Origin of the sequence: Cognatishimia coralii (assembly GCF_037478305.1) — a bacterium.
GTDB lineage: Bacteria > Pseudomonadota > Alphaproteobacteria > Rhodobacterales > Rhodobacteraceae > Cognatishimia > Cognatishimia coralii.
The window spans coordinates 925,444-949,020 of sequence record NZ_JBBGAZ010000001.1 but is presented as its reverse complement, the minus strand read 5'-3'; the positions used below and the strand labels follow the sequence as shown (position 1 = coordinate 949,020).

Here is a 23,577-nt window from a genome sequence, read left to right as displayed (position 1 = left end):
AGCGACACGAGCAGGACATAGGATGAAGACAAGCATCATCATCCCCGCAAACAATGAAGAAGCCTGGATGGGCTATTGTCTGGACGCGCTGTTCAAATCCCAGCGTGTCGAGGAGGCCGAGGTGATTGTTGTCGCCAATGGTTGCGAGGATCGCACCGTTGAGGTTGCCAGCAAATACGAGGTCTTGGCGGCGGAACTCGGGTGGGGTCTTAAAATCATCGACCTTGAACGCGGCGACAAGCTGCATGCTCTGAATGTCGGTGAACGCGCGGCAGAGGGCAATATTCTGATCTATCTGGACGCCGATGTGCGTGTGTCCGAAAGGGTCATTTTCCAGATCACGCGGGTTCTGGACAAAGAAGAACCGGCCTGGGCCAGTGGCCAGCTGCAGATGGCGGCAGCGAGTGGCGTCAGTAAAGCCTATGCGCGGTTCTGGATGAAGACGCCGTTTATGTCGAATTCAGTTCCGGGGTCTGGTCTCTTTGCCGTCAACCGCGCGGGTCGCGCGCGTTGGGGTAAGTTCCCGGAAATCATCTCGGACGACATGTATGTGCGCCTGCATTTCACGGGGCGTGAGCGCATTGCTGTGCCCAGCTCCTATGTCTGGCCCGTCGCTGAAGGTTGGGCAAACCTGATCAAAGTCCGCCGTCGTCAGAACAGAGGCGTTGCTCAGCTCGAAGAGCTTTATCCGGAGCTGATGAAGAACGAGGACAAGGGCGATTTTTCCAAATTGCGCATCCTTGGATATGCGCTGGGCGATCCGTTTGGGTTCATCGCCTATGCGGGCGTGAGCTTGATCGTAAGGCTGACGCAGGATCAGTCTGGCGATGAATGGAAACGTGGACGATGAATAACGCAGGCGGCTTGCGCGGACGGGTGAGGGGGCTGTTTACCGGCTCTGGCCTTGGCGCGCGGGCGATGCGGAGTTCTGCCCTCACGGTCGGCAGCTACGGCACACAGCAAGCCCTGCGACTGGCGTCCAACCTGATCCTGACGCGGCTTTTGTTCCCCGAAGCCTTCGGCATGATGGCCTTGGTCTATATGGTGATTCAGGGCCTCAACATGTTCTCGGACGCGGGCGTGACCCCCGCGATCATGCAGAGCAAACGGGGCGATGACCCCAAGTTCCTCAATACAGCGTGGACGCTGCAGGTCGGGCGCGGCGTGATCCTTTGGTTCTGCGCGATAGCTTTGTCTTGGCCTTTGGCGGCGTTCTATGAGGCCCCTCAACTGGCGCAGATCCTACCTGTTTTGGGGATCACTTTGGTGCTTTCAGGGCTATTCCCAACGCGCAAGGATACGGCCAATCGCCATCTGATGATGGGACGCGTCACCCTCTTGGAACTGGCGGGGCAGAGTTTTGGGATCATTGTCGGAGTGGTTTTGGCATGGCTGACGGGGTCGATCTGGGCGCTGGTGATCAGTGGTCTGGCGACATCGGTCGCGCATCTGGTGCTCTACACATTGTTTTTGCCCGGAGATCACAATCGCTTTGGTTGGGATAAGTCGGCGGTCTCGGAACTGATCAACTTTGGTCGCTGGATATTCCTCTCTACGATAGCGGGGTTCTTCCTTTATCAGGGCGACAAGATCATCCTTGGGAAATTCCTGAGCATCGAGATGCTGGGGATCTATAATATCGGGTTTTTCCTCGCGAGCTTTCCCTTCCTGCTCGGCAATCTCGCGATCCAGAAAGTGCTCATTCCGATCTATCGAGAACGCCCGCCCAAGGACTCGCCCGAGAACTATGCCAAACTGCGAAAGATGCGGTTTTTGGTGTCGGCAGCCTTGCTGACGATGTCAGGTGTCCTCGCGCTTTTCGGCAATTGGATCATCGGTTTTCTCTATGATTCCAGATATATGCTGTCCGGAGGCGTTCTGGTCTTTGTCGCCGTTTCCCAAATCCCGCATCTGATCCTGCTGACCTATGATCAGGCGGCTTTGGCGGCAGGCGACAGCCGCCGTTTCTTTGTTTTGAATGCCACCCGCGCGGTCCTGATGATCGCGGGGCTTTGGGCGGGTGTGGTGCTCGGGGGCCTCTTCGGTGCCCTCATCGGTGCGACCCTCGCAGGCATTCTGATTTACCCTGTCGTGGTGTGGCTGGCACGCCATCAGGGCACCTGGGATCCTCTGCACGATGGGGTCTTTGGGGCACTTGGGGTGATATTGGTGCTACTCGCCTTTTCGGTGAACTGGCCCGCTGTCACCGCTTTGGTCGCCCTAAATTCGCCTTGATCTCTCCCATTTAACGCTTGGTTTGCGGTCTATCCGTTAACCAACGCCCCGAGTCTGTCTGGATTTCGGGGGAGGAAGCAGTGCAGACGAGTGGTCAAATGGTCAAAGAAAACGCGCAAGATACATGGTCGGAAAATGATATTGCCATCGTTGGGATGGCAGCCCATTTGCCGGGGTCTGATACGCTGGACGATTATTGGGCAAACCTGCGAGATGGTGTTGAAAGCATCACGCAACTCAGCGAGGCCGACCTCGCCGAGGCAGGCGAGTCCGCCGCGCGGATGCGCCACAAGAACTACGTGCCCTCTGCTGCGATCCTGAAAGACTACGAAAAATTCGACGCAGAGTTCTTTGGCCTGAGCCCCAAAGAAGCGGCGATCATGGACCCTCAGCATCGCAAATTCCTCGAAGTCAGCTGGGAGGCCTTGGAAACCGCAGGCCATATGCCCGAGAAATTTGGCGGGCCGATTGGGGTCTTTGCCGGCTGCGGCATGGGCAGCTATTTCTATTTCAACGTCTGCAGCAATCGCGATCTGGTCGACACCACGGGCATGTTCCTGCTGCGCCATACGGGCAACGACAAGGATTTCCTGTCCACACGCCTCAGCCATTTTCTGGATCTGAAAGGCCCAAGCCTGTCGGTGCAGACCGCGTGCTCGACGTCTTTGGTGGCGACACACTACGCGGTGCAGTCGCTCTTGAACGGTGAATGCGACATGGCGCTTGCGGGCGGCGTGACCATCGAGATGCCGCATGGTCGTGGCTATATCTTTGAGGACGGAGAGATTCTGTCGCCGGACGGCCATTGCCACGCTTTTGATCATCGCGCCCAAGGCACGGTGTTTGGATCCGGCGCGGGCGTCGTGGTGCTGCGCCGCATGTCCGATGCATTGGCGGACAACGACCACATCTGGGGCGTGATCCGTGCGACCGCTGTGAACAACGATGGGTCGGACAAAGCAGGCTACCTCGCGCCGTCCGTGGACGGGCAGGCGGGGGCGATTGCCGAGGCGCATGGCGTCGCGGATATCTCGGCCGACACCATCGACTATGTGGAATGTCACGGCACGGGCACCTATCTGGGCGACCCGATCGAGGTCGCGGCTCTGACCGAAGCCTTTCGCGCAACCACAGAGGATGCGGGCTTCTGCCGGATCGGATCTGTTAAAACCAACATTGGCCATCTGGACACTGCCGCAGGGGCCGCGAGCTTGATCAAGACCGCGCTGAGCTTGCATAATAAACAACTGCCGCCGTCCTTGGGTTACGAAGCGCCAAACCCTGCGATTGATTTTGAAACCTCGCCGTTCAAAGTGAACGACCGTCTGACGGATTGGGTCAGCCACAAGGGGCCACGCCGCGCCGGTGTGAACTCGTTGGGTGTTGGCGGGACCAACGCCCATGTGGTGCTCGAAGAGGCGCCCGCGCAGATCCCGTCGGAAGAGGCCGATTGGCCGTTTCATTTGCTGACGATTTCGGGGCGGACATCCAAGGCGCTGGATGGCAATTCTACGCGTCTTGCCAGTTACTTGCGGGGCAACCCTGATGTGCCTTTGGCCGATGTGGCCTACACCCTGCAAGAAGGTCGCCGCGCCTTTGAGAAACGTCGCGTTGTAGTGGCCGAAAGCCATGAACAAGCCATCACCCTGCTGGAAAGCGGCGACAAGGCGCGGGTCTTTGATCATGCGGCTGAAACTGATGCGCCCGAGGTGGTCTTTATGTTCCCCGGTGGCGGCGCTCAATTCGCGGGCATGGCGCAGGTTCTCTATGAAACCGAGCCGGTGTTTCATGAATGGATGGACAAGGGCCTCGATATTCTGCGGCGCAAGGTCGATTATGACCCCCGTGCGATCTGGCTGGCCGAAGATATGTCTCGCGAGGAGGCCGATGCCAAGCTGACGCAACCTTCTGTGCAGCTGCCGTTGATCATGATCACGGAATACGCGCTGGCGCAGCTTTGGATGAGTTGGGGGGTGAAACCTGCGGCTCTGGTAGGCCATTCCATGGGTGAAAATACTGCGGCTTGCCTCGCTGGAGTGATGAGCTTTGAGGACTGCATCGGCCTTGTTCTTCTGCGCGGCCAGCTCTTTGACACAGTGCCTGCGGGCGGCATGCTGAGCGTGCCTCTGTCCGTCGAGGCCCTCGCGCCTTACATGGATCAAGACCTTGATATTGCAGCTAAGAATGCCAGCGATCTAACAGTGGTGTCCGGCCCTCAGCAAGCGCTTGACGCATTGCAAAACCGCCTTGCCAAGGACGAGATCGAAGCCCAACGCATCCAGATCGACATCGCGGCCCATAGCCGGATGTTGGAACCCATTCTGGACGACTTCCGCGCTTATCTCGCCAGCATCGCTTTGAACGCGCCTCAGATGCCGATCATCTCGAACCGCTCGGGTCAGGTGCTAAGTGCTGAGGACGCACAAAATCCAGACTATTGGGGCGCTCACTTGCGCGGCACGGTGATGTTTGCTGATTGCCTTGCGACGGCGGCACAAATCCCTGGTCGCGTGTTTCTCGAAGTCGGCCCGGGAAAAGCGCTGAGTTCACTCGCGCGGATGCATTCCGACATCGCGGGTGGCAAGGTTCTGTCGAGCCTGCGCCATCCGAAAGAAGAGATCGAGGACGATAAGTTCTTCATGGAGGTCCTTGGCCGCCTTTGGGCCTGTGGTGTCGCCTTCGACTGGTCTCAGATCTGGGGCGAGGCGCGTCGTAATCGCGTTGTGATGCCGACATATGCCTTCCAAAAGGCGCCGTATTTCATTGCGCCAAGTGAGTCCGCGGCGACTGCGCCTCGGGCCTTGATGCGTCAGGAAAATATTGCCGATTGGGGCTATCGCATGGCCTGGAAACCAGAGCTTGCCGATTGCGATCCAGATCTATTGGCCGATCCAGCCCTGAGCACGCCGCGCAGTTGGTTGATCTTTATGGATGACACCGGTTTGGGGCGCGATCTGTCTGATAAGCTGCGCGGCGCAGGGCATTCTGTGACCGAAGTTTCCACGGGCGATGCCTTCGGGAAACTGGCTTCAGATCGCTATGTGCTGGCACCGGAACGCGGTCGTGAGGGCTATGATCAACTGATCGCAGATTTGATCGCCAATGGCCGCGCGCCCGATCGCATTCTGCACCTATGGCTCGTGACCGAGGCCGAGACCTTCCGTCCGGGCAGCAGCTTTTTCCACCGCAACCTCGAGATGGGCTTTCACACGCTGCTCTATCTCGCCCAAGCGATGGTTGAAGAAAACCTGCCACGTCCCGTCCATGTAATGAGCGTCACCAATGGCGCGGCAAAAGTCGCGGGTGAGGCGTTGCCATATCCCGAGAAATCGGTGGTCAAAGGACCTCTGGGTGTGCTGCCTCGCGAGGTGCCCGGTGTGAGCGGGGCCTCTATTGATGTCGAACTCACAGAGGGTCTCGCAGATCGCCTCTTCGAAGAGCTTTTGGCCGAGCCAAGTGAAGGTACAATTGCCTATCGCGGCGCAAAACGGTTCACTCAAATGACCAAGCCGCATGCCCTGACGCAAGAACCGACCAAATGGCGCATGGGTGAGACCTATATGATCACCGGCGGTCTTGGTGGCATTGGCGCAACCGTTGCGCGCGAGATGCTGGCTGAGGGCGCGAATGTCGTGTTGCAAAGCCGCTCGGCGCTGCCGGATCGCGAAAACTGGGATAAAATCAAAGCCTTCCGCGCGGCCAGCGATCCGCTCGCGCGGCGTGTGCGTCTGGTTGAGGATCTGGAAAAGCTGCCAGGCCAGCTGATGATCGTGGCCGCCGATGTCTGCAATCTGGACGATATGCAACGTGCTGTGCGCGAAGTCGAGGCGCGGTTTGGCAAGATCAACGGTGTCGTGCATGCGGCCGGAGTGATCAACGATGGGCCGATGCTCGCGAAATCCTCGGTGGATGTGGCGGATGTCATGGCACCAAAACTGCATGGCACGCTGGTTCTGGATCAGCTCTTCGCGGACGGAGACCTGAACTGGTTGGTTCTCTTTTCTTCGACTTCAACGGTGACGACGCCAGCGGGGCAGGTGGACTATGTCGCCGCAAACGAATTTCTGAATGCTTATGCTGCTGCGCGCAAAGACGACAAAACGCAAGTGATGTCAGTGAATTGGGGCGTTTGGGCCGATGTGGGCATGGCGGTGGATAGCCTTGGCCAAGAGGCGGCGCAGAAACCTCAGGACCGCATTATCTCTGCCCCTGTTTTGCAGCGCCTGAGGGTGTTGCCGGGCAATGAAATCGTGTTTTCCGCCGAGCTCAGCGCGGAAAACTGCTGGATGCTGGATCAACACCGCACCTGCGATGGGGCGGCGATCCTGCCGGGGACGGGGTATCTGGAGCTGATTTCCGAAGCAATGCAGGCGCTGGATGAAACCCGAGCCTATGAGGTGCGTGATCTCTTGTTCCTTCGCCCGTTCCATGTCGAGGACGGCCAGTCTCGCAAGCTGCGGATCAGCCTGAAAGAAACCGACGCCGGATACGAGTTTGAGATCCTTGGCAGCCATCAGGACGGGTTTGTCCTGCATGCCGAAGGGCGCATTTCCATGGTCGCTCTGTCGATGCCCAAGGATTTGGACGTCAAAGCCCTGAGCGCGCGGTTTACCTCTGTTGAAGACGCGCCGGTTGGTCAGACCTTGGTGACCCGTCAGGAAGCGCATCTGAACTTTGGGCCGCATTGGAAAACACTTGTGTCCCAGAGCTTTAAAGGGAACGAAGGCCTTGCCTGCCTCAGCCTGCAAAACACGCTTTCCAGCGAGGCAAAGGACATGTCCTTGCATCCCGGCCTGTTGGATATCGGGACCGGCTGGGCGATGGATCTGATTGAGGGCTATCAGGCGGATTCCCTCTGGGTGCCCATGAGCTACGGGGCACTGCGCCATTTCGCGACGCTGCCTGCGGACATCATCAGCCATGTGACGTTGACTAGCGGCTCGGTCGCTGAGGGGACCGCGTCCTTTGACGTGACCCTCGCCGATCTGGATGGCCGTGTTTGTGTCGAAGTCGACGGGTTGACGATCAAACAGCTACCGGTTGGTGGCTCGCTGGGGTCAACTCCACCCGTGAGCGCGAAAGACATCCGTCGCGATCAGGAAGACGCGCCACAAACGCTGTCGCCGGGCGAGCAACGTTTGGCAGACAATATCGCCGAGGGCATTCCAGCCGAACAGGGCGGCGAAGCGTTGCGACTTGCCCTAGCGACCGGTCTACCGCGTGTTGTCGTGTCCTCATTGGATCTGCTGGGGCTGATGGACCAAGCGGCGGCGGAAGGTGACGAGCCTGAAGACACCGCAGGATTTGAACGCCCGGATCTTGATGCAGATTTCGTGGCACCGGAAACCGATATTCAACGCACTCTGGCGGGCTTCTGGTCCGAGCTTCTGGGCATCGAACAGATCGGCATTCACGACAGTTTCTTTGATCTTGGCGGCCATAGCCTGATCGCCGTGCGCCTCTTTGCGATGGTCAAGAAAGCCTATCGCGTCTCCTTCCCGATCTCAGTTCTGTTTGAGGCGCCCACGATTGAGAGCTGCGCCGCCCTGATCGAGGAGCGTATCGGCCCCCAAGAGGCCGAGAGCGCCGAGATCATCCCCGGCCCAAGCGCGCCGGAACGTCGTTACACACATTTGGTGCCGATGCATGGCGCGTTGCAGTCCGACAAAACGCCATTCTTCTTGGTCGCTGGCATGTACGGCAACGTTCTGAACCTGCGCCATCTGGGGCATCTGATCGGCTCGGATCGGCCCTTCTATGGGCTGCAGGCGCGGGGGCTTTTTGGCGACGTTGCTCCGCATGACTCCATTGTAAAAGCCGCGCGGGACTATATTGCCGAGATGCAGCAAGTGCAGCCGCATGGGCCTTATATGTTAGGCGGTTTTTCTGGCGGAGGCATCACGGCCTATGAGATCGCCCATCAGCTTAAGGCCATGGGCGAAGAGGTCTCACTAGTGGTGATGCTGGACACACCCTTACCGCAACGCCGCCCCCTCAGCCGCGAGGATCGCATGAAGATCCAGCTGCAAGAGCTGAAATCCGGCGGCATCGGATATGTCACACGCTGGGCCAAGAACCGCATCGCTTGGGAGATCGAGAAACGTCGCCCACAGGCTGAAACGCAAGCGGATGACGGCGAGGCGCACTTCCACAATGCCGAGATCGAAGCGGCCTTCCTGAAGGCGGTCGCCAGCTATCAGGTGCGCCCATGGTCCGGCCGCGTCGCGCTCTATCGTCCGCCAATGGTGGGCAAATGGCAGGTCGCCGAGGACCGTTTGGTCGACAAAGACCGCGCCTATGTGCTGGCTGATAACGATTGGGGCCAATTTGTGTCTGATCTGTCGGTGCTCGAGGTGCCGGGGGACCACGACAGTATGGTTCTCGAACCCAACGTGCGGGTACTTGCCGCACATATCCGCAAAGCCATCGAGGACGCCGAAGAGGCCGATCAGGTCATCGTCCCATTCCGGAGGGCCGCAGGATGAGCAAGACAGATCCAACAGTCCTGACCGTCATCCTGAACTGGCGCACGCCGCAGATGACGCTGGACGCCGCCGAGGCAGCTGTGGCCGCGATGGACGGCATTCGTGGTGAGATCCTGATCGTGGACAATGACAGTCAGGATGGCTCGTTTGAGATGATGCGCGATGCTGTGGCGCGGCAGGATTGGCCCATGGTCAGCGTGCTGCAATCGGGTCGCAATGGCGGATACGGAGCGGGCAATAACTTTGGCATTCGGGCTGGGTTTCAGACCATGCCGGACCAACGTCCCGACTATATTTACATCCTGAATTCTGATGCTTTCCCCGAGCCCCATGCGATTTCCTATCTGCTTAAACATATGGAAGAAAACGCAGAAACTGGGTTTGCAGGCAGCCTGACGATTGGAGACGATGGGGTTCCGCATCAAACTGCGTTTCGCTTCCCCACGATATCCAGTGAATTTGAGGGTGCGATCAAATTCGGCCCGGTCAGTCGTCTTTTGCGCAACAAAATCGTCGCGCTGCCCATTCCCGACGCAACCTGCCACGTGGGTTGGCTGGCAGGCGCATCCCTTATGATCCGCCGCGAAGTTCTGGACGAAATCGGCCTCTTTGATGAGAGCTTCTTCCTTTATTTCGAAGAAACCGACCTCTGTCTGCGTGCAGTCCTTGCGGGCCATAAAATGACCTATGTCCGCGAGAGCGTTGTGACCCATATCGGCTCTGTGTCCACAGGCATGAAGACCCACAAACGCATGCCGAGCTATTGGTTTGATAGCCGACTCTACTATTTCCTCAGAAACCACGGTCGCGCCTATACGGTAGCGGCCACGCTCCTGCATTTGGCAGGAGGCAGCTTTGCGAGATGTCGAGAGATCCTCCAAAGAAAACCCGCATCCACGCCCAAATTCTTCCTCATTGACATGGCACTCCATGGCTTAAAGGCCGCGTTTTTTAGTGCCGGTCGCAAACAGAGGCAGATCACGGACCCGAAAGGCGTGCCGATCCTGAATGGAGAGCAGTCATGAATTTTCAAAGCAAATCCGTCGCAGCCCCATTGTCCGGTCTTTTCATCGGAAATGAAACGCTTTTGATCCAATGCGCCGAGGCCTGGCAATCCGCAGGCCATGAGGTGGCACAGGTCGTCACGCGCTCTGATGTGATTGCCGATTGGGCTAAGGCACAAGGCTATGCGGTGGTTTTGCATTATGGTGCGTTGAAGGATGTGACTGTTGAGGGCGACTTCGACTGGCTCTTGAGCATTGCGAATTTGCAGATCGTGCCGGAGGCGCTTTTGGCGAAGGCCGGGGGTGCAGTGAATTTCCACGACGGGCCACTGCCGGATTACGCCGGATTGAACGCGCCGGTTTGGGCGCGGTTGAATGGTGAAGCCAAGCACGGGATCACCTGGCATTTGATTGAAAACGGTGTCGACGAGGGCGATATCCTCGTGCAGCGCGGATTTGACATTGCGCGCGAAGACACGGCTTTGACGCTCAACACCAAGTGTTTTGAAGCCGCGATGGACAGCTTTCCCGAGGTGATCAAAGCGCTTGAGGCGGGCGGGAAGCCGCGCCGCAAACAGGATCTTTCTGTGCGCCGTTACTTTGGCGCGGCGGATCGGCCGGGTGCCGGGGGGCGGATCGATTTTGACCGCCCAGCCGCAGAGGTTGTTTCCCTGATCAAAGCGCTCGGTCACGGGGATTACTGGAACCCGCTGACTTTGCCGAAAATCTCGGTTGCGGGCGATATTCTGGCCGTGCGGGCCGCTGAATTGACAGATGCGCAAGGCCGTCCTGGTGAGGTTCTTGCCAGTGCAGATGGCAAGCTGACCGTTGCCTGTGCAAACGGGGCGGTCGTGCTCTCTGATATCTGCGATTTGAACGGGCATGCGGTGACAGAGGTGCATGCGCTGACCGTCGGCTCGATCCTATCTGCACCTAAGAACGGCGACCGGCTGGAACGCGCCTTGTCTAAGGTTGCGAACCACGAGGCTTACTGGCGCGACACGCTGTGCAGCTATGCGCCCGCGCGCCTGCCACTGATCAAACCCATGTCAGAGCCTGCGGATTGGGCCAGCTTGTCTGTCTCTTCAGAGCTTGATGCCGCCGAACAACTGACCGTCGCACGGCTGTTTGCGTCGATGAGCGGCTGTGAAGAAGGCGCGCAAATCGCCATTGTCCATGAGGGCATGACGCGGTCCGCGGGCTATCTGGCCTCTTGGGTTCCGTTTTCCGTCGAGGTTGCCAAAGATCAACCTGTTGGTGCCGCAGTGAAAGCCACTGCCACAGACATCGATGCCGTGACGCGTCGCGACACCTATCCTCTGGACTTGATCGCCCGCGCGCCAGACCTCGCGGCGCTGGAAGTGCCTGATCTGGCCATGATCACTGATCCTGATGCGGGTGCCATTGACGGTGTTGCTCTGAATTTGATGATCTCTGGGTCGCGCATGCGTCTGCGCTATGATGCCAACCGCGTGGACGAAAGTCATGCGGAACTGCTGGTTGCGCGTTTGGAATGGATCGCAGAGCAGCTTTCAAGCACCGACGCGCACATCGCCGATCTAGATCTCTTGCCGCCTGCAGAGAAGGCGCATCTGTTGACGGAGTGGAACGCAACGGATTGCGACGTGGACTTGACCACGACGATCCATGCGTTGATTGCCGATCAAGCCGCCAAGACGCCGGATGCAACGGCTCTGGTCTTTGAGCATGACACTCTGAGCTACGCTGAGTTAGAAGCCCGCGCCAATCAATGCGCGAACGTCTTGCAATCCAATGGCATGGTCAAAGGGGACGTCGTTGGCGTGCATTGCCGTCGCGGTCACGATTTGGTCGTGGCCTGTCTTGGTATTCTGAAAGCGGGCGGCACCTATTTGCCGCTTGATCCCGCATTCCCGGCAGACCGCATCGCGATCTATGTTGAGGATAGCCGGGCCAAGTTCATCCTGTCCCAGGACGCGATTGCCGAAAGCTTGCCTGCAAGTGACGCGAAAGTTCTTAAAATCGACAGCGATCCAGTCTTCGCGACGGCCTCCAAAGAGCCTGTCGAGACCCAGGCCACAGGCGAAGACCTCGCCTATCTGATCTTCACCTCAGGCTCCACCGGTCGCCCCAAAGGCGTCATGGTCGAGCACCGCAATGTGGTGAATTTCTTTGCTGGCATGGATGCCCAGATCGAGCACAAAGACCCGGGCACTTGGCTTGCAGTCACCAGCCTTAGCTTTGATATCTCGGTGCTCGAGCTCTTCTACACACTCTCTCGCGGCTTCAAGGTTGTGATTGCGGGTGATGAGGGCGCGGCTCAGATTTCTGACGGTCCGATTGGCTCCGGCGCGGGCGGTATGGACTTTAGCCTGTTTTATTGGGGCAATGACGATGGCATCGGGCGCGGCAAATATGAATTGCTGCTGGAAGGTGCGAAATTCGCAGACGACAACGGGTTCTGCGCGGTCTGGACGCCGGAACGTCATTTCCACGCCTTTGGTGGCCCTTACCCGAACCCTTCCGTGACGGGCGCGGCGGTGGCGGCTGTCACCAAGAACATTGGTGTGAGGGCAGGGAGCTGCGTTGCTCCGCTCCACCACACGGCGCGCATTGCTGAGGAATGGTCCGTCATCGACAATCTGACCAACGGCAAAGCGGGTCTTGCGATTGCAAGCGGCTGGCAGCCAGATGACTTTGTCCTTCGGCCCGAGAATACTCCACCTGCCAACAAACCGGCGATGTTTGAACAGATGCAAGAGCTGCGCAAGCTATGGCGCGGCGAAGAGGTGTCTTTCCCGCGGAAAGATGGCGAAATGCACGCGGTTCTGACCCAACCGCGCCCGGTGTCCAAGGACATCGACCTCTGGGTCACGACGGCTGGCAATCCTGAAACCTGGCGCGAGGCCGGCCGGAATGGCTGTCACGTTCTGACCCATTTGTTGGGGCAATCGGTTGATGAGGTCGCGGGCAAGATCAAGATTTACCATGAGGCGCTGCGCGAGGCGGGCTTTGATCCGGCGGACTATAAGGTCACGCTGATGCTGCACAGCTTTGTGGCCGAGGATCGCGAAACCGCACGTGAAATCGCACGCGGCCCGATGAAAGACTATCTGCGCTCAGCAGCCGGTCTGATCAAGCAATACGCCTGGGCCTTCCCTGCGTTCAAAAAGCCTGAAGGGGCCAGCAATGCGTTCGAGATCGACCTTGGCTCTCTGACCGAAGAAGAGCTTGAGGGCATTCTGGACTACGCCTTCCACCGCTATTTCGAGGAATCCGGCCTCTTTGGCACTGTCGAAGACTGTCTGGCGCGGGTTGAGCAGGTCAAAGCCATCGGCGTGACAGAAATTGCCTGCCTGATCGACTATGGCATTGCCACCGATGTGGTTCTGGAGGGCCTGCGTCCTTTGGCACAAGTCGTTGCGGCCTCGGCCAACATGCAGAGCGTTGCGGACAGCGATGTGTCGATCGCAGGGCAGATCATGCGCCACGAGGTGACGCATCTGCAATGCACCCCATCCATGGCCCGCATGTTCACCATGAACGATGAGGCCAGCACGGCGCTGGCGCAGATCAAACATATGATGGTCGGCGGTGAAGCTCTGCCGGGGCAACTTGTGCGGGATCTCAAGGCGCTCACGGATGCGCGGATCACCAATATGTACGGGCCAACCGAGGCCACGATCTGGTCGTCGACCGAAGAGACCAAGACCGATGAGGGCATCATCGGCATTGGCAAACCTATCGCGAACACGCAGCTTTATGTTCTGGACGATGCGCAAAACCCTGTCGCGTTGGGCGCGGCTGGCGAATTGTGGATCGGCGGGGCAGGGGTCACGCGCGGCTATTGGGAGCGCGAGGATCTGACCGAAGATCGCTATCGTGCCGATCCGTTCTGCGGCGAGGGACGCATGTATCGCACCGGCGATCTGGTGCGCGCGCGTCTTGACGGAGGTCTCGATTTCATCGGTCGTGCCGACCACCAGGTGAAAATCCGAGGCCATCGTATTGAGCTGGGCGAGATCGAAACCCGCCTGGAAACACTTGCCGACGTCAAACAAGCCGTCGTCATCGCCCGCGAAGACACGCCTGGCGATGTCCGTCTTGTCGCCTATGTCCGCGGTGACGCCAATGAAACCACCATGCGACAGCATCTCGACGCCGAGGTGCCTGAATACATGGTGCCAAGCCATTTTGTTCAGCTGACGGAATTTCCCCTGACGCCGAATAAAAAAGTGGACCGCAAGGCTTTGCCAAAGCCTGCAAAACGGTCCGCAAAACCCGAGGCCCACGCCCCAGCGCCACAGGCGGCTCAGGCCTCGACACCAGATCCTGCGCCAGTGTCTGACGCCGTGCCCTCCTCGGACACAGACATTGGCGCGGCGATCTCTTCGGTGTGGTGCCGTGTCCTTGGGACGGATGCGGTCAGCCTGAAGGACAACTTCTTTGACCTTGGCGGGCATAGCCTCTTGGCCGTGCAAACCCATCGTGAACTCCGCGATGCGCTGGGCTTCAAGGCGCTGTCCATCACCGACATCTTCCGTTTCCCGGTCCTGGGAGACCTCGTTGCGCGCCTGGAGAGCCTGACCGGCTCGAGGGAATCCGGGCGCACAACCACCAAGACTCCGACACATCCTCAGGCAACGCCACCTTCTGCTCAGGCGCCTGAGACTCGCGTGTTGGAAACAACGAACGAGCGGTCTCTCGCTCGTCACGCTGCCATGTCCAAACGGCGCGCATTACGTGCCACTCGCAAGGAGAACCAGCTATGACGATGATGATGCGACATAATTCACGCCTAGAACTGGCCGCACGTGCGGTGCTGCCAACAGGTGTCGCAGTTTCTGTAACCTCTCCGACAGCCGATCCAGATCCGCTTTGGCCGGTCGAAGAACAAGCCATTTCCAAAGCCGTGCCTGCGCGTCAGCGCGAGTTCGCGGCGGGCCGCATGGCTGCGCGCCGTGCGCTTTTGGCCTTGGGCCGTGCGCCTTCTGCCATTCCCGTCGGGGATGACCGCGCACCGATCTGGCCACGCGCCATTGTTGGCAGCATTGCGCATGACGACACAGCCTGTATCGCCGTGACCGCAGAACGTGACCGCTTTAAAGCGCTGGGCGTGGATATTGAACCGTCCATCCCAGTCGAAGCCGAGCTGTTTCAGGAAATCTGCCGCCCCGAAGAACTGGCCTGGCTGCGCCAGTTGCCTTTTGAAAGCCGTGGTATGGTGGCACGTCGCTTCTTTGCGGCGAAAGAAGCGGTTTATAAATGCCAGTACACCATCAGCCGCAAGATCTTTGGTTTTGACAATCTCAGCGTCGTCTTTGACCGCCAGGGTCGTTTTGATGCACGTCTGATGAAGGATGCGGGCCCGTTTGAATCCGGCACGATTTTCAAAGGCATGACAGCGCTCGTGGGCGATCAGATCCTCAGCCTCTGCTGGATTGGCGAGGGCCATCACAGTGACGCGGATTTCCAAGATTCGGTCACAGGATAAACACATTACGGGTGCATCTTACGCTTCAACACCCGCAAAAGATGTGCCCGAACACATTGGGAAGAGCAGATTAGGTAACGAGATATGATCAGGCTTGCCATCCTAGACGAGATCCTTCGCGCGTTTCTGCGCCACGTCACGCTATTGGTGTTCGTGGTGTTTGTTGGCGTGATTGCTTCTTTGGTTTTTGCCCTGAGCTTGCCGCGCACCTATGAAACCATGGCGGTCATCCAGATCGAACAGCCCGACATCGAAACGGCGTCCTCGACCGCGACGGCCAACGGGCAGATCCTGCAGCAATTGCAGATCATCGAACAACGCGTGATGGCGCGGGAAAACCTGCAAGGCATCATCGACGAGTTCGATCTCTTTGACGATCTCCCTTCGATGACACCGAATAAGAAAATTACGGCACTGCGCGAGGCGGCCTCTGTGTCGCAGATCTCGGATCCGGCATTGGCCTGGCGTCCGGATGTCATTCCAACGGCGCTGAGTATTACCGTTGCCCTCGGCAATCCCGATTTGGCGGCCGCAGTCGCCAATGAGCTTGTCGACAACGTGGTGGATCAGAACCGCGCCCGCCGCGAAATGCGCGCGCGCGAAACCATGGCGTTTTTCGAAGGCGAAGAAGAACGCATCGGCGCGGCGATCCGTGAATATGAAAGCCAGATTGCGGATTTCCGCCAAAAGAACTCTGCCTCACTGGGGACTGGTATCACAGCACAACGCGAAGAGTTGCGGACGCTGCGGGATGCAGAACTTGTCGTGTCACGCGAAATCCTGGAACTGAACTCTGGCCAGCGCGCCAATAGCACGGTCTTTGCCAACCGTGTGTCCCGCCTGGAAGAGCAGCGCAATCTGCTACGCGCCCGTATCGATCAGGTCGAAGTGGTTATTGCGGCGGCACCAGAACTGGAACGCCAGCTGACTGGGTTTGAGCGCGAACTGCGACAGCTGACCGATCAATATCAGGCCATTACGCGGGGCAGGGCAGAGGCCGAAATGCGGCTTATGCTGCAGGAAACTGAGCGGTCTGAAAGCTTCTTTATTCTGGAGCGTGCGGTGGCTCCGGATGAGCCTGTGTCGCCCAACCGCAAAAAGATTGCCTTGGCGGGCTGTATTTTGGCGATGATGGTTGGCGTAGGCTTGGTCTACTTGATGGAATTGCGCAATCCCGTTATCCGAACTGAGGCCCAGTTGGAACGTGTCTTGGGCTTGAGGGCGGTTGCTGTAATTCCCAACGTGCAAGTGAAACGCGAGCGTTTGCTAAGCCGAATGATTTGGGTGACAGGCGTCTTTGTCGCCGTCTTGATTGCAATGGCAATAGTTGTCGTGATTTCAAGCTCTTGACGCTAGAAACTATAGCCCTTTGAGTCTTACAAAACCCCGCATTCGCGGGGTTTTTTATTGGCCCGTTTGCGCGTAATTCGCGAATCAAATTCAACGCTGGATTGAAGGGCGAATTTTGACCGGAAGTTTCGGCAAACAAAGTTCAAATTGTTCGAAAATTGATCTTTCTCGCGAAACAGTTTTGGTTCGCTGAGGTGAACAAATTTCGCGAAAATTAGGGATTGGTTCGCGGGTTCGGACAAAAAAACAGAGAATTTGACGATATTGTCATGAAATTTGCGTCCTTTTCCAAAATAGTGAACAAAAACAGTAACTTAGAAATTAACCTTGTTTCCGCATTCATGGACGAATTGCGCCATTTTTGGTAAAAATAGACACAAGTTGAACACATTCCACAGGCGCTGAAATAGCGGACCACAAGTGCCAGGATCCAAAGGGATCCGAAACTGGCAACGGCCCCCCTTCAGCAAGTTCTTTTCAAGCGTGCCCTTCGGGTGCGGTGGCGGAGCTTTGTCTGTTCTCGTTTTGGAGTTGAAAACATGGCGTTTCAAGACCACGGAAGCTTTGAATTTGTACAAGACCGCAGCCAAGAGCCTTTGGGCCTCTATCGCGGTCTGTTCAAACGTGCTCTGGATATTGCCGCCGTTGCCGTGCTTGCGATCCCTGTGACCATTGTTGTTCTGGTGCTTGCGGCTTTTGTCGCTCTGGATGGGAAAAACCCTTTTTATTTTCAAAAACGTCTGGGTCGCCAAGGTCGCAGCTTTAAGATGGTCAAACTGCGCAGCATGGTTGCCAATGCGGACGCAATCCTTGCGGATTATCTGGCGGCAAACCCAACTGAGGCGCGTGAGTGGAATGAAAAGCAAAAGCTGATGAATGATCCTCGCATCACGAAAGTTGGCCACCTGATCCGCAAGACCTCTTTGGACGAACTGCCTCAGCTTTGGAATGTTCTGATTGGCGATATGTCCCTGGTGGGCCCGCGCCCGATCATGGTCGATCAAAAGAAGATCTACCCGAGCGACGCCTACTACGATCTACGTCCCGGCATCACCGGCCCTTGGCAGATTTCCAGCCGCAACGAGAGCTCTTTTGTCGAGCGTGCGGATTTCGACGGCGACTACCTAAACGACCTCAGCTTTGCCTCTGACGTGCGCATCATGTTCAAGACCGTCGGTGTTGTGGTGAATGCAACGGGTCACTAAAGCGCTTTTGGATATGAAATAATCCGAAAGCCGCCTCAAAATCGGCCATTTGTGATCCTAGGCTGCGCAGGTAACTAAGGACACTTCATCGAGCATGCCAAATCTATTCGCTCATCTGGTACTGGCGCTATGGCCGTTGGTCATGCTGGGCATTTTCCGTGCCCTGCCGCCCGGGCGTGCTTTGATTTGGTCTGTTCTGGCAAGCTATCTGTTGTTGCCGCCTTATCCGACAGAGTTCGATTTCCCGCTGTTTCCAGCGCTGGATAAGACAACCATCCCCAATGTGATGGCGATCCTGTTGACGGTGTTTTACGCTAAGGAAAAGATCAAATGGCTGCCGGATACTGTGTTGGGCAAGGTGCTCGTGGCGATCTTTGTTCTGGCGCCAATCCCAACAGTTCTGACCAATCCTGAACCCATCGTTTTTGCGATGGACATGCTGCGCGGCCTTTATGCGCAGGATATCTTTGCGATGATGGTGATGCAGTGCATCCTGCTTGCGAATTTCGCCTTGGCCCGAAATCTGCTGACAACCGAAAAAGACCTCCGTGATCTGCTTTTGGCGATGGTGATCGCGGGTACGGCCTATGCCTTCCCGATGCTGGTCGAAGTACGCCTGAGCCCACAGATCAATATTTGGGTTTATGGGTTCTTCCAGCATATGTTTGATCAGATGATCCGGGGCGATGGGTTCCGCCCGATTGTCTTCCTGTCACATGGCATTTGGGCAGCTATGCTGACGATGATGAGCCTGAGCGCTGCCGTGATCCTGATTGCGAATACAGAAGGGCGTTTGCGCACAAAACTGATTTGGACGGCGTTGTTTTTGGCGGCTGTATTGGTTCTGGCCAAGACACTCAGCGCATTGATTTATGCGACGTTTATCATCGGTATGGTTCTGTTCACCAACTGGCGTATGCAGGCCAAGCTTGCGATGGTCTTGGCTTGTCTGGCCCTGGCTTACCCGATTGCGAAAGGTGCGCATTTGGTGCCCGAAGAACGCCTGCTCGAGATGGCCTCTCGTGTCAGCGACGACCGCGCGCAATCGCTGGAATTCCGCTTTGAACACGAAGGCGCGCTGCTTAATCGCGCGCAGGAAAAGCCCTATTTCGGTTGGGGGATTTGGGGGCGCAACCAGATCCACGATCCGATTTCAGGGCGTATGACTTCGGTGGCCGATGGGCGCTGGGTATTGACTCTCGGCATGCTGGGCTGGCTGGGTTTTATCGGAGAATTCGGGCTTTTGATCTTTCCGATCTTTCTTGTCTACCGGTTGTCTGTGCGCGCGCCAATGGAAGACAATTGGCGCAAACATCAGCCAGAAAGGAAGACGTTTGCTGCGCTAGGCGGTATAAGAAATTCAGTACAGCGCCAAAAGGTCACGCCCATCGTCGGCGGACTGAGTTTATTGTTGGCAATCAATACAGTAGACTTGCTGCCTAATGCGACGCTGACCACGATGACCTGGCTGATTGCAGGGGCGCTCTTGGGCTATGCAGAGGCATATTTGGTGCCAAAAAATGCACCTAAACCCAAGGTAGACCTGCCGGTGCCTCAAGCAACGGCGCGACCACGCACGGTTCTCTAGTCGCGGTCTCTGATTGCTTGCAAAACCAGTCGCGGCATAATCAGTCCGCTGTCGAAATAGCGTTTCCAAAGACGCTTTGGATTCAGCATCAAACGCCAGACCCATTCGACCGCCATCGCCCGTATCCAGCGCGGCGCGCGGGTTTGCGTGCCAGCCAGAAAATCCAGCCCCGCGCCGATACTGGCAAAGCCAACGGAGGGCGCAAAATCTGCACCACGGGCGGCCAACAGCTCTTGCTTGGGCGCGCCGAGGGCCAGGAAACAGAGCGATGCGCCGGAGGCTTCGACAGTTTTCAAAATGTCTGCCGCGTCGTCAGAGTTCGGGTCAAACCCAAACGGAGGGGCGATCATACAGGCAACATGCAAGCCAGACACCTTGGTAGCCAAAGCATTTCCCGCCTCATTCAGAGCCGCCTCTGTGCTGCCCAACAAGGCAATCGAGCGCCCCTCAGAGGCCGCCCATTCACACAGTGGCAGAACCAGATCTGATCCGGGCAGCAAATCCACTGGTTTATGTGCCAATTTCGAGGTCCAAACGATTGGATTCCCATCGGCAACAACAAAATCCTGTTTGCGATAGGCCTCATAGAACCCTGAGTCCCGGTCCATTTTGACCAAGTGATCCAGATTGATGGTCGCAAGGCTAAAGCCCTGTTTTTGTTTGAACTTGTCGCGTACGCGTGCTTCCAGATCCGCTTTGGATCCAATATTCACACGGATGTCGCCGTTCTTTGTTTGATACTGCACGCGTCCCTCGGTCTTTGCCTGTTCAAGCCATACGATTTTTTGCCCGCTGGTGCCAGCTTTGCCCGAGCACCGACTTATTCTTGTCCCATTTCTCGGTTTGATTGGCGCTAAAGGACCAATGTGTCCCCCATAAAAGAACGAGCAGAACCGACCATGACGCGCGTATCCATCATCGGATGTGGCTTTGTCGCCGACCTATACATGAGGTCTTTGGCGTGTTTTCCGCATGTCTCGGTAGATCGTGTGTATGACCGCGACGCGGATCGTTTGAAGGTGTTTGCAGCACATTGGTCCGTGCCGACGTGTGACACGCTGGATGCCTTCTTTCAGGGGCTGCCGTCGGGCTCGTTGGTTCTGAACCTCACAAACCCCAAAAGCCATTTTGAGATCAACAAAGCCTGTCTTGAGGCGGGGCATCATGTCTATTCCGAAAAACCTTTGGCAGTGGATATGGATGAGGCGCGCGCGCTTTATGAGCTTGCGGCAGCCAAGGGCCTGATGCTGGCCTCGGCCCCTTGTAGTGTTTTGGGCGAAGCGGCGCAGACGCTCGGCAAAGCCCTGCGCGACGGTGTCGCTGGGGCGCCTCGCTTGATTTACGCAGAACTGGACGACGGGTTTATCCCTCAAGCGCCCTTCGCAGACTGGAAGAGCGAAAGCGGTGCGGTTTGGCCTGCGGAGGACGAGTTCCGCGTGGGCTGCACCTTGGAGCACGCAGGCTATTATCTGGCTTGGCTGATTTCTTACTTCGGCAGCGTCCGCCGCGTGGTCGCGGCTTCGGCTGAAGTGATCCCTGACAAGGATCCAAGCGGGGCAGGGACGCCGGATTACTCCTCGGCGACGCTCTATTTTGAAAACGGCCCGGTGACGCGGCTGACCTGTTCGATTGTCGCGCCACATGATCATCAGATCCGAGTGATTGGCGACAATGGTGTGCTGGGGCTGAAACGCGCTTGGGACAACCGCGCGCCGGTGAAATTTTACCGCCGTATGCGGGTGCGTCGCCGCTTGCTAGAGCTGCCCTTTGGCAAGCGCATCCGACTGAAAGGTCAGACTCATCCTCTTGCGGGCAAATGGGGCGCGGCCAATATGAATTTCGCGCTGGGGCCTGTGGAAGTGCTTGAAAGTATTCAGGAAAACCGCGCCTGCCGTCTAAGCAATGACTTCGCCCTGCACCTCAATGAGGTCACGCTGGCGATTCAGAATGCTGGGGAGTCCACCGGCCCTCAAGACATGACAACCCGCTGCGATCCAATGGAGCCGATGCCATGGGCCACCTAAGCAAAATTGCCTATCTGACAGGGGAATATCCCCGCGCGACGGATACTTTTATCCAACGCGAAGTCGCAGCCCTGCGCACACATGGCCATGAGGTCATGACCTATTCCATCCGCGAGACCGGTGTCGAGCATCTTGTTGGCGAAGAGCAGCGCCAAGAGGCGGCCCGCACCTTCTATGTTCTGCGCCACGCGAAATCCCTGGGGCGGCTTGTCAAAAGCCATTTGGGTTGGCTGAGCCGGCGACCGGCCTCTTATTGGAAGGGGTTGAAGCTTGCCTTTCAGATGTCGCCGGGCGGCCTCAAGGCCTTGGCCTATCAAATGTTTTATTTCGCAGAGGCCGGCGTTCTGGCCGATGAGATGCGCAGGCAGGGCGTCTCCCATCTTCACAACCACATCGCCAAGTCGAGCTGCTCGGTTGCCATGCTTGCCAGCGAGATCTCTGGCATTCCTTTTAGCTTCACCTTGCACGGCCCAGACATCTTTTTCGCCCCAGATCACTGGCGTTTGGACAAGAAGATCGAGAAGGCGCGTTTTGTCGCCTGTATCAGCCACTTCTGCCGCTCTCAGGCGATGTCTTTTTCGCCGATGGAGGACTGGCGCAAGCTGCATATCGTGCATTGCGGGGTCGAACCCGAACGCTATGCCGGAGCGCCCGCGGGTGGCAAAAAGCTATTGTTCGTCGGACGCTTAGCTGCCGTCAAAGGCATGCCGGTACTTTTGGATGCGATGAAACGGTTGCCAAAGGATGTGACGTTGACAGTCATCGGCGACGGGCCTGATCGTGCGGCTTTAGAAGAGCAAGCTGCGCCGTTTCGCGAGCGCGTGCGTTTCTTGGGGTATCAATCCCAAACCGAGGTGGCCGAGGCGCTGAAATCGCATGATGTCTTTGTCTTACCAAGTTTCGCCGAAGGCGTGCCGGTCGTTCTGATGGAGGCCATGGCCGCCGCGCGCCCTGTCATCACCACGCGCATCGCGGGTGTGCCGGAACTGGTCGAGGACGGGGTCTCGGGTGTTTTAGTGCCGCCCGGTGATGTGGATGCTTTGTCGGGCGCCATTAGCTCTGTGTCGCAGGATATTGAATTGCAACAGAAAATGGGGCGTACAGGTCGCGCCAAGGTCGAACTTGACTACCGCGCCGTTGATGAAGCGAAATGGTTGTCAGATCTGATCGAATCCTATCAACGCCCGGAAAAATGCACCGCGCTGGATCTGCGACCGACGGAGGCTCTGGCATGACGTCCGATATCCCAAAAGTCGCCGTCGTCGCCATTGGCCGCAATGAAGGTCAGCGCTTGGTCGATTGCCTTGCCTCGCTGAAAGGCAAGGTGGATCGCGTGGTCTATGTGGACAGCGGCTCGCTCGATATGTCGGTGCAAAACGCGCGAGACGCGGGGGCCGAGGTCGTTGAGCTTTCCTCCGATCGTCCATTCACCGCAGCGCGGGGACGGGCTGCGGGGTATGAACATCTGAAGACGGGCGAGATGCCTGACTATGTGCAGTTCATCGATGGGGATTGTTCGGTTGATCCCGAATGGATCGCGCGCGCAGTCTCCGCGATGGAACAAGATATGGAACTAGGGCTCGTCACCGGCTGGCGGCGTGAGCGGTTTCCCGATGCCAGTGTTTACAATGACTTATGTCAGGATGAATGGGATCGTCCCGAAGGTGAAATCCTGACGTGTGGCGGGGATATGATGGTGCGCCCGGCTGCTTATGAGGATGCTGGCGGGTTTGATGAGACCGTGATTGCGGCCGAGGACGACGAGTTCTGTGTGCGTCTTCGCAAGGCGGGTTGGGTTTTGAAACGTATCCCCTTTGAGATGACGTTTCACGACGCGGCCATGACGCGGTTTTCGCAATGGTGGCAACGGGCGATCCGCTCGGGTCACGGGTTTGCGCAGGTGGGCTACATGCACCCGCCGTATTTCGCGACCGAACAGAAGCGCGTGTTGATCTATGGCGGGGTGATCCCGCTTATTGCGGTGTTCTTGTGGATGGTTCTGCCGATTGCATTGATCCTTATTCTGGCCATTTACCTGATGAACTACCTCCGCACCGTCAAAGGTCTGACGACTGCAGGCATGGCCTCATTACGTGCGCGCCGCCATGGCGTTTTGCTGACCCTTTCGAAATTCCCAAACATCCTCGGCATGGGGATGTTCCACTACCGGCGTCTTAAGGGACGGCGGATGCAAATTATCGAGTACAAGTGAC

The 23,577-nt window shown here is 57.5% G+C and carries 13 protein-coding genes; 12 read left to right on the top strand and 1 reads right to left on the bottom strand.

What is annotated here, in order from left to right; all coding sequences use genetic code 11:
• Positions 1 to 22 precede the first annotated feature (22 nt).
• From WG622_RS04750 to WG622_RS04710, 9 genes are all read left to right on the top strand, one after another.
• Entirely contained in the window at positions 23 to 850 is an 828-nt protein-coding gene (locus WG622_RS04750; protein WP_339402522.1) for a glycosyltransferase family 2 protein, read from the top strand.
• Positions 847 to 2,235, top strand: a complete 1,389-nt coding sequence (locus WG622_RS04745) for an oligosaccharide flippase family protein (protein ID WP_339402521.1) — start codon at positions 847 to 849, stop codon at positions 2,233 to 2,235. Before WG622_RS04750 ends, WG622_RS04745 begins: the two co-directional genes overlap by 4 nt.
• Positions 2,236 to 2,333: 98 nt before the next feature.
• Entirely contained in the window at positions 2,334 to 8,720 is a 6,387-nt protein-coding gene (locus WG622_RS04740) for an SDR family NAD(P)-dependent oxidoreductase (protein WP_339402696.1), read from the top strand.
• The gene (locus tag WG622_RS04735; protein WP_339402520.1) at positions 8,717 to 9,745 is read left to right on the top strand and encodes a glycosyltransferase family 2 protein; all 1,029 of its coding nucleotides are present in this window, start codon (positions 8,717 to 8,719) and stop codon (positions 9,743 to 9,745) included. The genes WG622_RS04740 and WG622_RS04735 overlap by 4 nt, the downstream gene beginning before the upstream one ends.
• Positions 9,742 to 14,475, top strand: a complete 4,734-nt coding sequence (locus WG622_RS04730) for a MupA/Atu3671 family FMN-dependent luciferase-like monooxygenase (protein ID WP_339402519.1) — start codon at positions 9,742 to 9,744, stop codon at positions 14,473 to 14,475. Before WG622_RS04735 ends, WG622_RS04730 begins: the two co-directional genes overlap by 4 nt.
• A complete protein-coding gene (locus tag WG622_RS04725) occupies positions 14,472 to 15,197 on the top strand; it encodes a 4'-phosphopantetheinyl transferase family protein (RefSeq protein WP_339402518.1) in 726 nt (241 codons plus the stop codon). Before WG622_RS04730 ends, WG622_RS04725 begins: the two co-directional genes overlap by 4 nt.
• 84 nt (positions 15,198 to 15,281) lie before the next feature.
• Entirely contained in the window at positions 15,282 to 16,547 is a 1,266-nt protein-coding gene (locus WG622_RS04720; protein WP_339402517.1) for a Wzz/FepE/Etk N-terminal domain-containing protein, read from the top strand.
• 539 nt (positions 16,548 to 17,086) lie between these two features.
• A complete protein-coding gene (locus WG622_RS04715) occupies positions 17,087 to 17,752 on the top strand; it encodes a sugar transferase (protein WP_339402516.1) in 666 nt (221 codons plus the stop codon).
• A gap of 94 nt (positions 17,753 to 17,846) precedes the next feature.
• The gene (locus WG622_RS04710) at positions 17,847 to 19,340 is read left to right on the top strand and encodes an O-antigen ligase family protein (RefSeq protein WP_339402515.1); all 1,494 of its coding nucleotides are present in this window, start codon (positions 17,847 to 17,849) and stop codon (positions 19,338 to 19,340) included.
• On the opposite strand, the gene WG622_RS04705 is transcribed toward WG622_RS04710, so the two are convergent.
• On the bottom strand, positions 19,337 to 20,086 hold the full coding sequence (locus WG622_RS04705) for a WecB/TagA/CpsF family glycosyltransferase (RefSeq protein WP_339402514.1): 750 nt from the start codon (positions 20,084 to 20,086) through the stop codon (positions 19,337 to 19,339). The two genes, WG622_RS04710 and WG622_RS04705, sit on opposite strands and share 4 nt — an antisense overlap.
• 153 nt (positions 20,087 to 20,239) lie before the next feature.
• Here WG622_RS04705 and WG622_RS04700 point away from each other — a divergent pair, with 153 nt between their 5' ends.
• Genes WG622_RS04700 through WG622_RS04690 form a run of 3 tightly spaced genes read left to right on the top strand, consistent with a single transcriptional unit; the run spans position 20,240 to position 23,576 of the window.
• Entirely contained in the window at positions 20,240 to 21,364 is a 1,125-nt protein-coding gene (locus tag WG622_RS04700; protein ID WP_339402513.1) for a Gfo/Idh/MocA family protein, read from the top strand.
• Complete coding sequence (locus WG622_RS04695; RefSeq protein ID WP_339402512.1) at positions 21,352 to 22,599, top strand: glycosyltransferase family 4 protein; 1,248 nt, start codon at positions 21,352 to 21,354, stop codon at positions 22,597 to 22,599. Before WG622_RS04700 ends, WG622_RS04695 begins: the two co-directional genes overlap by 13 nt.
• On the top strand, positions 22,596 to 23,576 hold the full coding sequence (locus WG622_RS04690) for a glycosyltransferase family 2 protein (protein ID WP_339402511.1): 981 nt from the start codon (positions 22,596 to 22,598) through the stop codon (positions 23,574 to 23,576). Before WG622_RS04695 ends, WG622_RS04690 begins: the two co-directional genes overlap by 4 nt.
• Position 23,577: the final 1 nt, after the last annotated feature.

Coding starts and splice junctions, on each gene's coding strand:
- WG622_RS04750 (WP_339402522.1), top strand. CDS start 23: ATGAAGACAAGCATCATCATCCCCGCAAACAATGAAGAAGCCTGGATG.
- WG622_RS04745 (WP_339402521.1), top strand. CDS start 847: ATGAATAACGCAGGCGGCTTGCGCGGACGGGTGAGGGGGCTGTTTACC.
- WG622_RS04740 (WP_339402696.1), top strand. CDS start 2,334: ATGGTCAAAGAAAACGCGCAAGATACATGGTCGGAAAATGATATTGCC.
- WG622_RS04735 (WP_339402520.1), top strand. CDS start 8,717: ATGAGCAAGACAGATCCAACAGTCCTGACCGTCATCCTGAACTGGCGC.
- WG622_RS04730 (WP_339402519.1), top strand. CDS start 9,742: ATGAATTTTCAAAGCAAATCCGTCGCAGCCCCATTGTCCGGTCTTTTC.
- WG622_RS04725 (WP_339402518.1), top strand. CDS start 14,472: ATGACGATGATGATGCGACATAATTCACGCCTAGAACTGGCCGCACGT.
- WG622_RS04720 (WP_339402517.1), top strand. CDS start 15,282: ATGATCAGGCTTGCCATCCTAGACGAGATCCTTCGCGCGTTTCTGCGC.
- WG622_RS04715 (WP_339402516.1), top strand. CDS start 17,087: ATGGCGTTTCAAGACCACGGAAGCTTTGAATTTGTACAAGACCGCAGC.
- WG622_RS04710 (WP_339402515.1), top strand. CDS start 17,847: ATGCCAAATCTATTCGCTCATCTGGTACTGGCGCTATGGCCGTTGGTC.
- WG622_RS04700 (WP_339402513.1), top strand. CDS start 20,240: ATGACGCGCGTATCCATCATCGGATGTGGCTTTGTCGCCGACCTATAC.
- WG622_RS04695 (WP_339402512.1), top strand. CDS start 21,352: ATGGGCCACCTAAGCAAAATTGCCTATCTGACAGGGGAATATCCCCGC.
- WG622_RS04690 (WP_339402511.1), top strand. CDS start 22,596: ATGACGTCCGATATCCCAAAAGTCGCCGTCGTCGCCATTGGCCGCAAT.